Annotated in this window: 15 protein-coding genes; 5 read left to right on the top strand and 10 right to left on the bottom strand. The window is 77.6% G+C overall.

Annotated features, from left to right (window positions below):
* Positions 1–315 precede the first annotated feature (315 nt).
* A complete protein-coding gene (locus tag ACI78S_RS22835; RefSeq protein ID WP_456977268.1) occupies positions 316–1,467 on the top strand; it encodes an MBL fold metallo-hydrolase in 1,152 nt (383 codons plus the stop codon).
* Positions 1,468–1,514: 47 nt separating this feature from the next.
* Here ACI78S_RS22835 and ACI78S_RS22830 read toward each other — a convergent pair whose 3' ends face one another.
* The 5 genes from ACI78S_RS22830 to ACI78S_RS22810 form a co-directional block, all read right to left on the bottom strand.
* Positions 1,515–2,498 (bottom strand): LacI family DNA-binding transcriptional regulator, encoded by a 984-nt coding sequence (locus tag ACI78S_RS22830; protein ID WP_456977267.1) that lies wholly within the window; start codon positions 2,496–2,498, stop codon positions 1,515–1,517.
* Between the two features lie 58 nt (positions 2,499–2,556).
* Positions 2,557–3,213: an HAD family hydrolase gene (locus tag ACI78S_RS22825; RefSeq protein ID WP_456977266.1), complete on the bottom strand. Its 657-nt coding sequence runs from the start codon at positions 3,211–3,213 to the stop codon at positions 2,557–2,559.
* Between the two features lie 13 nt (positions 3,214–3,226).
* A complete protein-coding gene (locus ACI78S_RS22820; protein ID WP_456977265.1) occupies positions 3,227–4,081 on the bottom strand; it encodes an Fpg/Nei family DNA glycosylase in 855 nt (284 codons plus the stop codon).
* 131 nt (positions 4,082–4,212) lie between these two features.
* Positions 4,213–5,703, bottom strand: coding sequence for a malic enzyme-like NAD(P)-binding protein (locus tag ACI78S_RS22815; RefSeq protein ID WP_456977264.1), 1,491 nt, complete (start codon positions 5,701–5,703; stop codon positions 4,213–4,215).
* Between the two features lie 38 nt (positions 5,704–5,741).
* Positions 5,742–6,104, bottom strand: coding sequence for a hypothetical protein (locus ACI78S_RS22810; protein ID WP_456977263.1), 363 nt, complete (start codon positions 6,102–6,104; stop codon positions 5,742–5,744).
* 136 nt (positions 6,105–6,240) lie between these two features.
* Between ACI78S_RS22810 and ACI78S_RS22805 the strand changes: the two genes are divergently transcribed.
* Both ACI78S_RS22805 and ACI78S_RS22800 read left to right on the top strand, forming a co-directional pair.
* Entirely contained in the window at positions 6,241–7,143 is a 903-nt protein-coding gene (locus ACI78S_RS22805) for a CPBP family glutamic-type intramembrane protease (RefSeq protein WP_456977262.1), read from the top strand.
* A gap of 30 nt (positions 7,144–7,173) precedes the next feature.
* Entirely contained in the window at positions 7,174–10,341 is a 3,168-nt protein-coding gene (locus tag ACI78S_RS22800; RefSeq protein WP_456977261.1) for a BTAD domain-containing putative transcriptional regulator, read from the top strand.
* A gap of 19 nt (positions 10,342–10,360) precedes the next feature.
* Here the strand turns inward: ACI78S_RS22800 and ACI78S_RS22795 are convergent, their stop codons facing one another.
* Genes ACI78S_RS22795 through ACI78S_RS22785 form a run of 3 tightly spaced genes read right to left on the bottom strand, consistent with a single transcriptional unit; the run spans position 10,361 to position 12,463 of the window.
* Positions 10,361–10,813 carry an SRPBCC domain-containing protein gene (locus ACI78S_RS22795; RefSeq protein WP_456977260.1) on the bottom strand — a complete coding sequence of 151 codons (453 nt, stop codon included), beginning with the start codon at positions 10,811–10,813 and terminating at the stop codon, positions 10,361–10,363.
* 1 nt (position 10,814) lies between these two features.
* Positions 10,815–11,618 (bottom strand): methyltransferase domain-containing protein, encoded by an 804-nt coding sequence (locus tag ACI78S_RS22790; protein WP_456977259.1) that lies wholly within the window; start codon positions 11,616–11,618, stop codon positions 10,815–10,817.
* Positions 11,619–11,665: 47 nt separating this feature from the next.
* On the bottom strand, positions 11,666–12,463 hold the full coding sequence (locus ACI78S_RS22785) for an alpha/beta fold hydrolase (RefSeq protein ID WP_456977258.1): 798 nt from the start codon (positions 12,461–12,463) through the stop codon (positions 11,666–11,668).
* 95 nt (positions 12,464–12,558) lie between these two features.
* Between ACI78S_RS22785 and ACI78S_RS22780 the strand changes: the two genes are divergently transcribed.
* Positions 12,559–12,852 (top strand): hypothetical protein, encoded by a 294-nt coding sequence (locus tag ACI78S_RS22780; protein ID WP_456977257.1) that lies wholly within the window; start codon positions 12,559–12,561, stop codon positions 12,850–12,852.
* A 4-nt stretch (positions 12,853–12,856) separates the two neighbouring features.
* Here the strand turns inward: ACI78S_RS22780 and ACI78S_RS22775 are convergent, their stop codons facing one another.
* Positions 12,857–13,534, bottom strand: a complete 678-nt coding sequence (locus tag ACI78S_RS22775; RefSeq protein WP_456977256.1) for a GTP cyclohydrolase II — start codon at positions 13,532–13,534, stop codon at positions 12,857–12,859.
* Between the two features lie 97 nt (positions 13,535–13,631).
* Between ACI78S_RS22775 and ACI78S_RS22770 the strand changes: the two genes are divergently transcribed.
* Positions 13,632–14,120, top strand: a complete 489-nt coding sequence (locus ACI78S_RS22770) for a MarR family winged helix-turn-helix transcriptional regulator (RefSeq protein WP_456977255.1) — start codon at positions 13,632–13,634, stop codon at positions 14,118–14,120.
* On the opposite strand, the gene ACI78S_RS22765 is transcribed toward ACI78S_RS22770, so the two are convergent.
* Positions 14,107–14,559: a DUF309 domain-containing protein gene (locus tag ACI78S_RS22765; protein WP_456977254.1), complete on the bottom strand. Its 453-nt coding sequence runs from the start codon at positions 14,557–14,559 to the stop codon at positions 14,107–14,109. The genes ACI78S_RS22770 and ACI78S_RS22765 overlap by 14 nt on opposite strands.
* Positions 14,560–14,655: the final 96 nt, after the last annotated feature.

Below are 14,655 nucleotides of genomic sequence, written 5' to 3'. Positions count from 1 at the left end.
CCCCCCCCCCCCCCCCCCCCCCCCCCCCCCCCCCCCCCGCCCCCCCCCCCCCCCCCCCCCCCCCCCCCCCCCCCCCCCCCCCCCCCCCCGCCCCCCCCCGCCGCCCCCCCCCCCCCCCCCCCCCCCCCCCCCCCCCCCCCCCCCCCCCCCCCCCCCCCGGCTCGTGGTCCGGCCCGGCGCTCGTGCTCTGCCCGCACCCGTGGGCAGAGCACGAGCGCCGGCGGAGGGACCCGCGACCGCCCCGTCCACCTCCCCGGGGGAACCCGCACCCGCGGGTGCCCGGGTTCCCCCCCGGCGGCTGGGATGCTGGAGGGCGTGCCACGCCTGCGCCGCGCCCTCACCGTCACCGCTGCCGCCGCCCTCGCCGGCGGGGCCTCCTGGGTCGCCCGCGCCGCCTGGGGCCTGCCGACCGCCCTCGGCGCCAGCCAGCGGCAGCTGCGACCCGTCGTCACCGGTTCCCCGCAGTTCTCCGGGGGCAAGTTCCACAACACCCTGCCGACGCCGACCTTCAAGCCGGCCAACGCCCGCGACGGGCTGCTGCGCCAGTGGCACGAGGAGCGGCACAACGGCCACCCCGGCGGCCCGGTGCCGCTGTCCCGCGACGAGTTCCCCGCGCAGGCGGCCGAGCTCGCCGTCACCTGGTTCGGGCACGCCAGCGCGCTGCTCGAGGTGGACGGGCAGCGGGTGCTGGTCGACCCGGTGTGGGGCGAGCGCGTCTCCCCCTCGCCGCTGCTCGGCCCGACCCGGCTGCACCCCAACCCCGTCCCGCTGGAGGCGCTGCCGCCGGTGGACGCCGTCCTCATCTCGCACGACCACTACGACCACCTGGACCTGCCCACGGTGCGGTGGCTGCTCCAGCGGTCCGGCGCCGTCTTCGTCGTGCCGATCGGGATCGGCGAGCACCTGCGGACGTGGCGGGTGCCGGAGGAGCGGATCGTCGAGCTCGACTGGGACCGCAGCACGACCGTCGGCGGGCTGACGCTCACCTGCACCGAGGCCCGGCACTTCTCCGGCCGCTTCTTCGCCCGCGACACCACGCTGTGGGCGTCCTGGGTGATCGCCGGCCCGCGGCACCGCGTGTTCTTCGGCGGCGACACCGGCTACACCCCCGCGTTCGCCGGCATCGGCGCCCGCTACGGCCCCTTCGACCTCACGCTGCTGCCGGTCGGCGCCTACAACGAGGCCTGGCGGCACATCCACATGGACCCCGAGGAGGCGGTGCGCGCGCACGGCGATCTCGGCGGCCGGGTGCTGCTGCCCATCCACTGGGCCACCTTCAACCTGGCGTTCCACCGCTGGGCCGAGCCGGTGCAGCGCACCCTCGCCGCGGCCGAGCGCGCCGGCGTCGAGGTCGTCGTCCCCCAGCCGGGCGGTCGGGTCGACGTGCTCGACCCGCCCGAGCTCAAGGACTGGTGGACGGCGGTCGGCTCGCAGTCCGACCACGAGCGCCGCCAGGGCGTGTCCTAGGCGCACCGTGTCCCCAGGCGCACCGTGTCCCCAGGCGCTCCCTGTCCCTAGGCGCTCTGCCGCACCACCAGCTCGGACGGGAAGAAGCGGGTGCCCTCGACGTCGAGCCGGGTGATCGTGCCGCCCACGGCGGCCGCGGCGATGTCCTCGACCGGGTGCGTGGCCGAGGTGAGGTCGACGGCGCCGGCGATCGGCAGGTCGTCGAACCCGGCCACGGCGACGTCCTCGGGCACCCGCCGGCCGAGCGCCCGCACCGTCCGCAGCGCGCCGAGGGCGACGTCGTCGCAGACCCCGAGGATCGCGTCGGTGTCGGGCCACCGGGCGAGCACCGCGGCGGCGCCGGCCTCGCCGTGCACGGCCTCGAAGCCGCCGGGGACGGTCCGCACCGGTAGGCCGGCCGCCTCGACCGCCGCGCGGTAGGCCTCGACCGGCCGCCGGCTGCACGGCAGCCAGGACGGGCCGGTGATCATCGCGATCCGGCGCCGGCCGGCCCGGACGAGGTGCTCGGTGGACGTCCGGCCCACCGCGGTGCCGTCCACGTCGACGGAGGGGACGTCGGCGCTGCCCACGCCGATCGAGACGGTCCGGCCGCGCAGCGCCCGCGGCAGCAGGTCGAGCACCTCGTGCGTGGTGTTGACCAGCACGACCCCGGCGACGGAGCGGTCGCGGGCCAGCGCGTCGAGCCCCGGGAGCGGGTTCGCCCGCCGCAGCGGCACCACACCGATGCCGAGCCCCTGGGGCGTGCACACCCGCGCCCCCGCGGCGAGGACCCGCGCCAGGTACGTGCAGCCGACGTCGGGCGAGTCGCTGGTCACCGCGACGACCACCCGGGTGCCCGCCCCGTGCACCAGCGCGCGGGCGACCGGGTCGGCGACGTAGCCCAGCGTCTCGGCCGCGGCGCGCACCCGGCGCAGCGTCTCGTCGGAGACCGGGCCGGTGCCCGTCAGCGCCCGGGACGCCGAGGCGCGCGACACCCCCGCGGCACGGGCCACGTGCTCGAGGGTGACCGGGGGTGCTGCGTTCTCGCGCACCCGCCCGTCCTACCACGGCCCGCGCCCGGTGGGACCCCGCTCACCGCTGGAAGCGCTCTCAGCCGCCCAGCAGGCCGAGCACACCCGGGACGTCGTCGGCCTCCCGCAGCGGCGCCGGGCCGTCGGGGTCGAGCCGGTGCCCGGGGCGGCGCAACCGCACCACCTCGATCCCGGCCTCCAGCGCGCCGCGCACGTCGCGCGCGGAGGTGGCGACGTGCAGGAGCGCGCCACCGGCCACCTCGCGGGCCCGGCGGTAGATCTCCCGGGCGGGCTTGTAGGCCCGCAGCCGCTCGGAGGTGAGCACCGCCCCGCCGTCCACCAGGGGGGCGACGCGGGTGCGGGCGAAGACCTCGTCGTCGACGTTGGACAGCACCCCGACGTCGTACCGCTGCGCCACCGCGGGCAGGCCCGCCGCGACGTCGGGCCACAGCGGCCACAGCTCCACCGACTCCAGCAGGACGGCGACGTCGGCCTCGGCGTCGCCGTCGAGCCCCAGCGCGGTGTAGGTGGCCGCCAGGGCGCGGCGGCTGTGCTCGGCGAACGGCACCCAGTCGGCGAGCACCGCCTGCGAGGCCTTGTTCGCGGCGTCCCAGCGGTCGTAGAGCTCCTCACCCGTCACCTGCCAGCCGTGCGCCCGGGCGATGCCGGTGAAGGCGGCCGAGCCACCGGTGCGGGAGTCGAGCAGCGCGCTGAACAGGTCGAAGGTCACCAGCACACCGCGAAGTGTCTCAACGCAGCAGCTTGGACATCCGCCGGTCGGCCAGCGGCTTGCCGCCGGTCTGGCAGGTCGGGCAGTACTGCAGCGACGTGTCGGCGAAGCTCACCTCGCGCACGGTGTCGCCGCACACCGGGCAGGGCAGGCCGGTGCGGGCGTGCACCTGCAACCCGGAGCGCTTCTCGCCCTTCATCGTGGCCGCCTGCTGGCCGAGCTGGCGCTCGAGGGCGTCGGTGAGCTCGGCGCGCACCGCGTCGTGGAGACGGACCAGTTCGTCGTCGTCGAGCTTGTCGGCCATCTTGAACGGCGACAGCCGCGCGGCGTGCAGGATCTCGTCGGAGTACGCGTTGCCGATGCCGGCGAGCAGCGTCTGGTCGGTGAGCGCGCCCTTGAGCTGCCCGGAGCGGCCGCGCAGCAGCGCCGCGAACTCCTCCAACGACACCTGCAGCGCGTCCGGGCCGAGCCGCGCGATGCCGGGCACCTCGGCCGGGTCGCGCACCACGTAGACGGCCAGGCCCTTGCGGGTGCCCTGCTCGGTGAGGTCGAAGCCGTCGCCGTCCTCCAGGTGCACGCGCAGCGCCAGCGGCCCCTTGCCGGGTTTCGGCGGCGCGGTGGGCAGGCCGGTGCGCCAGTGCAGCCAGCCGGCCCGGGCCAGGTGGACGACGAGGTGCAGCCCGCTGACGTCGAGGTCGAGGAACTTGCCGTGCCGGGAGGCGCCGGTGAGCTCGAGGCCGCCGAGCGCCGACAGCGGCGGGTCGAAGGTCTTGATCGCCTGGACGGCGGCCAGGTCGACGCGCGTCACGACGGAGCCGACGGCGTTCTCACGCAGGAACGCGGCCAGCGCCTCCACCTCGGGCAACTCGGGCACCCGCCCATGATCCACGGGCGGGCGACGGAATCACGCCCGCGATCGGGTGAACTCGAAGGCCTCGTGGTCCCGACCGGAGGAGCTCGGGTGCGTCGGGGGCTCCCCGTGCCGGGAGCCCCCGACGCGCCGGGTCAGCTGCTCAGGCCGTTGCGGTCCGGGAGCTCGACGGTGGCGCCGGGCTCGTGCCGGGCCTGGTCGGCGACGGCCGCGGCCACCGCCTTGCTGACGGCGGGGTCGAACACGCTCGGGATGATGTAGTTGGCGTTGAGCTGGTCGTCGCGGACGACGGCGGCCAGCGCGTCGGCCGCGGCCAGCAGCATGCCGGTGCTGATCTCCTTGGCCTTCGCGTCGAGCAGGCCGCGGAAGACGCCGGGGAACGCCAGCACGTTGTTGATCTGGTTCGGCAGGTCCGAGCGGCCCGAGGCGACGACGGCGGCGTACTGCCGCGCCCGCACCGGGTCGACCTCCGGCGTCGGGTTCGCCATCGGGAAGACCACCGCGCGCTCGTTCATGCGGGCGAGCGCCTCGACCGGCAGCACGTTGGCCGCGCTGACGCCGATGAAGACGTCGGCGCCGTCCAGCGCCTCCGGCAGCTCGCCGCGCACGCAGGCCGGGTTGGTCCGCTGCGCCAGCTCCAGCTTCGCGCCGGAGAGCCGCTCGTCGTCGGGCGAGAGGATGCCCTCGCGGTCCCAGACCAGCACCGAGCCGACACCGGCCTCCAGGAGCAGCGACACGATCGCCGTGCCGGCCGCGCCGCCGCCGGCGACGACGACCTTGACCGACTCCAGCTGCTTGTCCACCACGCGCAGCGCGTTGCGCAGCGCGGCGAGGGCGACGATCGCCGTCCCGTGCTGGTCGTCGTGGAAGACCGGGATGTCGAGCTTGTCGCGCAGCCGGCGCTCGATCTCGAAGCAGCGCGGGGCGGCGATGTCCTCCAGGTTGATGCCGCCGAAGCCCGGCGCGATCAGCTCGACGGTGCGGACGATCTCGTCGACGTCCTGGGTGTCGAGGCAGATCGGCCAGGCGTCGATGCCGGCGAACCGCTTGAACAGCGCGGCCTTGCCCTCCATCACCGGCAGCGCGGCGCCGGGGCCGATGTCACCGAGACCCAGCACCGCCGAGCCGTCGGTGACCACGGCGACGCTGTTGCCCTTGACGGTCAGCCGGCGCACGTCCTCGGGGTGCTCGGCCAGCGCCATGCACACCCGCGCGACGCCGGGCGTGTAGGCCATGGAGAGGTCGTCGCGGGTCTTCAGCGGCACCTTGGAGGCGACCTCGAGCTTGCCGCCGAGGTGCAGCAGGAAGGTCCGGTCGCTGACCTTGCGGACCTTCACGCCGGGGACGCCGCGCAGGGCGTCCACCATCTCCTCCGAGTGCGCCGCGTCGGCCGCGGAGCAGGTGACGTCGACCGTGAGGCCGTCGGGCCGGCTGTCCACCACGTCGATCGCGGTGACCGCGCCGCCGGCGGAGCCCACGGCGGTGGCGATGCGGCCGATGCTGGCCGGGTCGCCGTCGGCGGTGAGCCGGACGGTGATCGAGTAGGAGGCGGAGGTGACCGGGCCGCGGGGCGGGGTCGCGGGCTCGCCCAGGGCGGTCGGGTCGCTGGTGGTGTCGATGCTCATGGCGTCCCTCATGGTCCCACCGCGGCCGCGGCGGGGCGTCATCCGGTTCCCACGGGCCCCAGCACGAGCTCCAGCCCCTCGTCCGCCGCGACGGCGAGCAGCGTGGCGTCGTCCAAGCCGCCGGACTCCACCAGGGCGGCCACCGCGCGCTGCGGTCCGGCCGGGAAGGCCACGACGACCAGGCGGGACGGCGCGGACCCACCGCGCCACGACCAGGGCGTCCCGCGCGGGCAGACGACGACCGAGCCGGGCGGGCGGGGCCGCTCGGGCTCGCCGCCCAGCGCGACGAGCGGGCACCCGTCGAGGACGACGAGGACGACGTCGGAGCCGCGGGCGAGGCAGCGCCGCGGCCGGGCCCCGGCCGGGAGGGTGACGCTGGCCGCGCCGGGCGTGCTCTGCATGCGCCGCACCCTGCGCGCCGGCGCTGGTGGCCCGCTGGTGGCCGGGCACCAGCGGCCGACCAGCCCGTGACCAGCGGGGTCCCCCACGGTCGGTGCCGACACCACGGACCGAACCCGTCCCGGAGGACGACCAGCGATGACCACCACCCCGCACCTCGACCCGGCGACCGCCCCCGCGCCGCCGGGCCGCACCCCCTCACCCTGGAAGGAGGTCGGCGTCTTCCTCGGCACGACCGCCGCCCTGATCGCCACGACGACCGGCATCGCCGTCGCGCACGACGCCGACGTGCGCCGCGTCGACGAGGCACCCCCGCTCGTCCAGGCGCTGCTGTTCGGCCAGGCGCTGATCCCGCTGCTGGCCGCCGTCGTGGCCCGGCTGGCCACCGGCGGCCTGCGCCGACCGGGCTGGGGCTTCCGCCGCCCGTCGTGGCGCTCCCTGCTCACCGCCTGGCTGTGGGGGCTGCTCACCACGCTGGCCGGCGGGGCGCTGGTCTGGCTCACCGGCGTCGGCGGCTTCCGCGACGAGGGCCTCGACGTGCAGGTGCTGCTCGGCCTGACCGTGCTCACGGTGCCCTACGTCCTCCTCGCCCTGGCCGAGGACGTCGGCTGGCGCGGCGTGCTCGTGCAGCGGCTGGCCACGGTCTGCGGGCCGCGCACCGTGGTGCTGGTCAGCGGCATCCCGTGGGCGCTGTTCCACTGGGGGCTGGTGCTCTTCCTCGGCGGCACCCCGGCGGGCGTGCCGACCTGGTGGGCGCTGCTGTGCTTCACCGTCGGGACGGTGGCCTTCGGCGCCGTGCTGGCCAGCATGCAGCTGCGGTGGGGCATCTGGCCGGGCGTCGTGGCGCACGCCGCGGTCAACGCCGTCCTGTACCACGTGCTGGACCCGCTCACCGGCGACACCGGCCGCACCAACTGGTTCGCCACCGAGTCGGGCCTGTTCGGCACGCTCGCGCTGGTCGCCGGCGCCGCCCTGTGGCTGCGGTTCCTGCCGCTGGTCCGCCGGGCCGGCGGCGGCACGGACGTCGTGCCGCGCCGCTGACCGGCGGGGCACCACCTACCCTCCGCAGTCGTGGAGCTGCGGGTGGCCGTGCTCGGACCGACACGGGTCACCCGCGACGGAGCCGACCTGGACCTCGGCGGGCGCAAGCCCGCCGAGGTCCTCGCGCTGCTGGCGGCGGCCGAGGGGAGGCAGGTCCCCGCCGAGGTGCTGGCGGAGCGGCTCTGGCGCGGCAGCCCGCCGCCGACCGCCGCCACCACGCTGCAGGGCTACGTCTCCCGGCTGCGGCGGGTCCTCGACCCCGGCCGCGGGGCCCGGGAGGCGCGGGTGCTGGTCACCCGCGGGGACGGCTACGCGCTCGCCCTCGACCGCGCGGCCGTCGATGCGCACGCCTTCGCCGACCGGGTCCGGGAGGGGACGGGCGGCGACGACGCCACCGCCGTCCGCGTGCTGCCCGGGGCGCTCGCCCTGTGGCAGGACCGCCCCTACGCCGACGTCGCCGACGTGCCCGAGCTGGCCCCGGTCACCGCGCGGCTGGCCGAGCTGCGGCTCGCCGCGGTCGAGCGGCTGGCGGCGGCCCGGTTGGCCCTCGGCGGCGGCGCCGAGTCGGTGCCGGAGCTGACCGAGGTGGCGGCCGCCGAGCCGCTGCGCGAGTCCACCGCGGCGCTGCTGGCCCGCTCGCTGCACCGCGCCGGCCGGCCGGGCGAGGCGCTGGACGTGCTGCGCCGCACCCGGGCGCGGATCGCCGACGAGCTGGGCCTCGACCCCTCGGCCGAGCTGCGCGACCTGGAGACGGCGCTGCTGCGCCAGGACCCCGGGCTGGCCGCGCCGCGCCCCCGGCCGGCCCGCAGCGGCGACGGGTTCGTCGGCCGGCCGCGCGAGCTCGCCGCGCTCGCCGACGCGTGGGCGCGGGCCGGCGGGGGTGCCGGCACCGCCGTCGTGGTCACCGGCGAGCCGGGGATCGGCAAGACGCGGCTGGTCGAGGCGTTCGCGGCCCGGGCGGGCGCCACCGCCCGGTGGGGCCGCTGCGCCGAGATCGGCGGCGCCCCGCCCTACTGGATGTGGCAGCAGGTGCTCGGCGGGCTGCCGGAGGCCGCGCTGGGCAGTGACGCCGGTGCCCGCTTCGCCCTCGGCCTGGACACCGCCCGCCGGCTGCGCGCGCTGGCCGGCGCCGCGCCGCTGCTCGTCGTCCTCGACGACCTGCAGTGGGCCGACCACGACTCGCTGTCGGTGCTCGAGGTGGTGCTCTCCCAGCTGCACGACGCGCCGGTGCTGCTGGCGATGACCTGCCGGGAGGAGGCCACCGGCCGGCCGGAGCTGACCCGGGTGCTCGGCCTGGCCGCCCGGCTGCCGGGAGCGCGGCGGCTGCCGCTGTCCGGCCTGGACGCCGCCGAGGTCGCCGAGCTGGTGGCGCAGCTGGGCGGCGGCGCCGACCCGGGGCGGGCGCGGGCGGTGGCCGAGCGCTCCGCCGGCAACCCCTTCTTCGTCGGCGAGCTCGCCGCGCTCCCCGACGCGGACGCGTCGGCAGTCCCGGCCGGCGTCCGCGACGTGCTGCGGCTGCGCCTGGCCGGCGTCGACCCCGCGGGACGGGCGGTCCTGGAGGTCGCGGCGGTGGCCGGCCGGGAGCTCTCCCTCGCCCTGCTGGGCGCGGTCACCGCCGACGACGGCGTCCCCGCGGCGCTGCGCGCCGGGCTGCTGGTCGAGCCGGCGCCCGGCCGCGTCCGCATCGCGCACGACCTGGTGCGCGAGGCGCTGCTCGACGACCTGCCGCCGGCCCGCCGCCGCGAGCTGCACGGCCGGCTCGCCGACGCGCTCGAGGCCGGTCCTGCCGCGGCCACGTCGGCGTCGGCGATCGCCGTCCACCGCAGCGAGGCGGCCGCCGGCGCCGCCGACGCCGGTGCCGCCGCGGCCTGCCTGCGCGCCGCCCGGGAGGCGCTGGACCGGGCCGGCGCCGACGAGGCCGCCCGGCTGGCCGACCGGGGGCTGCGGCACGTGCCGCCGGGCGAGCCCGGCCTGGCCGCGGACCTGCGGCTCGTGCGGGGCTCGGCGCTGCGCCGGATCGGTCTCATCGAGGAGAGCGGCGCGGCGCTGCGCGCGGCCGCCGACGCCGCGCGCGCCGCCGGCGACCCGCAGCGGCTGGCCCGGGCGGCGGTCGCGTCGGCCGGCGGCGGGGTGGGCGGCTACTGGGCCACCTTCGGCGCCCTGGCGGCCACCGACGTCGGCCTGCTGGAGGAGGCGGCCGACCTGGCCGGGCAGCTGCCCGCGGAGCTGGGCTCGGCCGTGCTGGCCGCGCTCGCGGTGCAGCGGGCGTCGGTGGGGCGGGCGGGCGGCCGGGAGCTGGCCGAGCGCGCGCTGGCCGCGGCCGCGGGCACGCCGTCGGCCCGGCACCGCGCCGCGGTGGCCCGGTTCGTCGCCGACTGGTCGCCGCGGCACGCCGCCGAGCGGGTCGCGCTGGCCCGGGCGCTGGTCCGCGACGCCGCGGGCGACCCCGCGGCCGAGGCCACCGGGCTGCACCTGCTGCGCTGCGCGCTGGTCGAGACGGTGCAGGCCGAGGAGGCGGCGGCGGTCTCCCGCCGGTTCACCGAGGTGGCCACCCGGCGGGGCGACGGCGACCTGCTGCAGCTGGACGCGTGGTGGCGCTCCGGGCTGGCGCTGGCCCGGGGGGACGCCGACGAGGCGCGGCGGGTGGCCGACGCCGCGGTCGCCGACGCCCCGGCCACCTCGCCGGCCGCCGCGGACGTGACCCGCATGTCGCGGCAGACGATCGAGGGCATCGCCGCCTGGCACGAGCACCGGCTGCCCGACCTCGTCCCCGCCGCCGTCGACCTGGCGGCCACGGTGGACCCCGACTGGCTCGGCGTGCTCGCCCAGGCGCACGCCCAGGCCGGGCGGCGAGCGGCGGCGCTGACCGCCGTCGACCGGGTGCTGGCCCACCCGGGGGAGGGCGTGCGGGCCACCTACCGGGCCGTGCTGCTCGCCGACGTCTACCTGGAGCTGGGCGAGGCGGAGCGGGCCGGCACCGTGCTGCCCGTGCTGGAGGCGTACGGCGACACCGTCGTCGTGCTGTGGGCGGGCTGGCCCGTCCTCGGCCCCACGGCGCTCTACCGGGGCGGGCTGCGGGCCCTGCGCGGGGAGCCGGGGGCGCGCGCCGAGCTGGAGCGGGCGCTGGAGATCTGCGGGCTGTTCGGCTTCCGCCCCTACGCCGCGCGGGCGCAGGCCCTGCTCGACCGCTACTGCTGAGGCCGCCGCTGCCGGGCCGCTACTGCTGGGGCCGCTGCTGCTCGGTGGGGGCCCGGCGCTCGGCCTGGGCCTTGATCCCGGCGCAGAACTGCCGGAACGACGGGTTGAGGTCGGGGGTGCTGCGCTCGGTGACGAAGGCCAGCGGGCCGGTCTGCTCCTCCCGCACGGTCAGCACCGTGCCGCCGTCGTCCTGGGGGTCGAGCAGGTAGCTGCGCTCGATCACCGCCAGCCCGAACGGCAGGCCGCCGCGCCAGCGCATCGCCTCGGCCGGCCGCAGCTCCACGACGGTGACCGGGAAGGGCCGGCTGCGGATCATCGTCGCGTAGACCGTCAGCCGCTCGCCGAGGGCGACCCGGCCGTCGACCCGGTCGACACCGGAGTCCCAGTCGCGCCAGCCGCCGACGTCGGTGAGCAGCTCCCACACCAGCTGCGGCGCCGCCGCGATCCTCACCGCGGCCTCGAAGCTGCGCACGTCAGCTCCGTACCCCGATGACCTGCAGGTACGTGTTCGGCACCAGGACGCCCGGCGAGCCGCGGCTGTAGCTGCCCCACATGTCGACGAACTCGTCGTGGAAGGCCTGCCGGCCGGGCTCGTCCAGGCGTTCCCAGGCCACCCGGACCGGCGCGTACCAGTCGACGTAGCGCTGCCACTGCACCTCGACCGAGGGCGCGGTGAAGTCGACGGTCCGCTCGGTGTAGCGCAGCTGCACGCCGCGGCGGCCGAGCAGCTGGTCGACCCCGGCCCGGGTGCCCCAGCGCAGCAGGTCGCCGGGGTGGTCGCCCGGGTCGTGCCGGCGGATGAGCTCGAGCAGCTTGCCGCCGGGCGCCTCGGGCACCCAGGAGGTGAGCCCGAACCGGCCGCCCGGCCGCAGCACGCGGAGCAGCTCGGCCGCGGCCCGCTCGGCGTCGGCGACGAAGACCACGCCGAGAGTCGAGGTGACGACGTCGAACGAGCCGTCCTCGTAGGGCAGCGCCTGGGCGTCGGCGACGTCGGTGTCGAACTGCAGCCCCTCGAGGTCGGCCCGCCGCCGGGCGTGCTCCAGCAGCGCGGGGACGACGTCGGTGCACAGGACGTCGGCGTCGCGGCGGGCCGCGGCCAGCGCGGTGTTGCCGGTGCCGCCACCGATGTCGAGCAGCCGCTCGCCCGGCCGTACCTGCAGGTCGGCGACGAGCTGCTCGCTGGCGGGCACCAGGCGGACGCCGACGCGCTGGTAGTCGCCGACCGACCACAGCTCGCGGACCCGCTCGGCACCGGGGGCGGTGGCGGGGGACGTCATGCCCGCAGTGTGCCCCGCACCACACGGTCGGCGAAACCGGCCGGTCCTCAGGCCGCGAGGAAGTCGGTCACCACCGGCGCCAGGACCTCCGGGGGCACGACGTGCTCCTGCCCCTCCAACACCTGGAAGCGGCCGTCGGGCAGGAGCTCCGCCACCCGCCGTCCCACCTCGAGCATGAACGGCGGGCTCGCGCCCCCGACGAGGACGAGTGCCGGCCGCGCCGCCGCGGCCGCGAGCTCCTCGGGCACCGCGCCCCCGCGCTCGACGTCCCCCATGACGGCGGAGTCGTGGGCCAGCGTCGGCGCGACGGCCAGCAGGCCCGGCCACGTCGGGGACCTGCGGAGCTCGTCGAACGCCTCCTCGGGCATGCCGGTGCCGCGGAACCACAGCTGGAGGGCCTCCGCGCGCCGGTCCTCGCGCAGCAGGTCCCGCAGGGTCGCGCCGAACTGCCGGGCCTCCTCGCGCGCCGCGGCGTCGTCCGGGGACCAGGGCGGGTCGTGCAGGACGAACCGGTCGACGGGCAGCCCCGCCGCGACGGCGTGCAGGACCAGCCCGGCGCCCGAGGAGTGCCCGTACAGGTGGGCCCGGCCGCCGGCGCGGTCGATCAGCGCGGCGAGGTCCTCGATCTCGCGCTCGACCGCGTAGGGGGGCGTGTCGCCGCTGTCGCCCCGGCCGCGGCGGTCGTAGTCGATGGTCGTGAAGTGCGCGCCCAGGGCCTGGGCCGTGGGCCGCATCAGCGCCCGGTCGCACGTCGCGCCGCAGACCGTGACGAGCGCGGGCCCCTGCCCGGACGTCTCGTACGCGATCGCCGTGCCGTCGGCCGAGCGCACCGTCTCGTGGGTCATGCCGGCTGCCTCCCGGAGGACGAGGGGTGCTGCTGCCGGACCCGACGGCGCGGGACGCCGGAAGTCATCGCCCGCCCACGGGGTAGGGACCCACCATGGGTGCGCGCAACGCGGCGGTCGCGGCGACCGGTCAGTGGACCGATCCGGACGGCGTCCGCCGGCCCGCCGGCGAGGTCCACGCCTGGGAACCGGGGCGGAACGAGACGGCCTGCGGGCTGTCGCTGAGCAGGTCGCGGCTGACCCGCTTCCCGCACGTCCGCTGGTCCGACGCCCAGCCGGAGTCCGGCCGGCACTCCGACGAGGTGCAGGCGGTGTGCCGCCGCTGCCGGGCGGCGACGGGCGGGCGGCGCGACGAGCGGGGGTGGACCCGGACCAACCCCCGCCCGTGACCGGTCAGGCCGCCGGGAGCTCGATCGTGTGCGCGGTGTGGTCGCGCTTGGTGGCCAGGTAGCGGGCGTTGGCCAGCGACAGGTGCACGCCCGTGGGCACGCGCTCGGTGACCGCGACGCCCAGCACGTCGAGCTGGGCGGCCTTGTCGGGGTTGTTGGACAGCAGCCGGACCCGGTCGACGCCGACGGCGGTGAGCATCTGCGCCGCGGCGGTGTAGTCGCGCTCGTCCTCGCCGTGGCCCAGGGCGCGGTTGGCCGCGTAGGTGTCCAGGCCGGCGTCCTGCAGCGCGTACGCGTCGAGCTTCGCGTACAGGCCGATGCCGCGCCCCTCCTGGCGGAGGTAGAGCAGGAAGCCGCCGGCGCCGGTGATCCGCTCGGCCGCCTCGCGCAGCTGGGGGCCGCAGTCGCAGCGCTCGGAGCCGAACACGTCGCCGGTGAGGCACTCGCTGTGCGGCCGGACCAGCGGAGCGGGGCCGCCGGCTGCCGAACGGGCGAGCGCGGCGCGCCAGTCGCCGAGGCCGAGCAGCAGGTGCTCCTTGCCGTCGGCCAGGCCGGTGAAGGTGAAGACGTCGGCCGTGGTGGCGTAGCCGTCGGGGAACCGCAGCGGGACGGTCACCTGCGTGCGCACCGCCACCGGCGGGGCGGCGGGCAGCACGGACACGTCGGGAGTCGCGACGCCCACGGCGGCCTCCTTTGGTTGTTGCTTCAACTGAACGAGCACGCCGACCGTAGCCCGCTTTGCTTGTCGCTGCAAGCATCTTTCTGGGAGACTGGTCGCCGTGGACGTGCGGTGGCTCAGCGACGAGGAGCGGGCGGCGTGGGTCCGCCTGATCGCCGTCGTCGAGCTGCTGCCCGGCGTGCTCGACGGCCAGCTGCGCCGCGACGCCGGCCTGTCCAACTTCGAGTACTTCGTGCTGGCGATGCTCTCCGAGGCGCCCGACCGCGTGCTGCGGATGACCGATCTCGCCGCCCGGACGAACGCCACCCTGCCGCGGCTGTCCCACGTCGTCAGCCGGCTCGAGGACCGGGGGCTGGTGGAGCGCACCCCCTGCGCCTGGGACCGCCGGGCGACCAACGCCTCCCTGACCGAGACCGGCTGGCGGACGCTGCAGGAGGCGGCGCCCCAGCACGTCGAGCACGTGCGGCGCACGGTGATCGACGCGCTGACGCCCGAGCAGGTCACCCAGCTCGCCGGCATCGCCGAGGCGATCCTCGGCCGGCTCGACCCGGACGGGAGGGTGACCGCCCGGGGCGCTAGCGACCGGTGAGCCGGGGTGGCGGGCCGGCCGCGCCGCCGCCCGCCCACCGGACGAGGTCGGCGACGGCGACGCCGTGCGGCGCGTCGGCCGCGTAGGGCGCGATGTTCCCGGCGCCGCGCTCGATCAGCGTGGCCGCGCCCGTGGCGTTGCCGCGAGCGGCGTGGGTCAGCCCCACGGCGAGCTGGGCCAGGCCGCGCCACAGCTGCCGCTCGTCGTCCGGGGCGCTCTTCCACGCGTCCTCCAGCACCTCGTGGGCGTGGAAGGGGCGGCCGGCGTCGAGCAGGGCCTGGGCCTCGGCCAGCGCGGCCTCGGGCGTGCGGACGACGCCCTCCGGCGCGCGATCCTCGCCCGCCGCCCCGTAGGGCAGCGGCCTGCCCAGCGCGTCGCGGGGGCGGGCGTTGCGGGCGCGGCCGGCGGGGTCCCGGTCGCGGTCGGCGGGGAGGTCCACGGACCGATCATCCCGCGGGTGCCGTCCGGCTCCCGTTTCCGTCGGTGGCCCCTGGTCCCATGACCCCCTTGAACCCGTGACGCAGCCGTGGAGGAT

It is taken from the genome of Geodermatophilus sp. SYSU D00815 (assembly GCF_054050035.1).
Note: the sequence above shows the minus strand (reverse complement) of the source record. Positions and strands in the feature narration are given on the sequence as shown.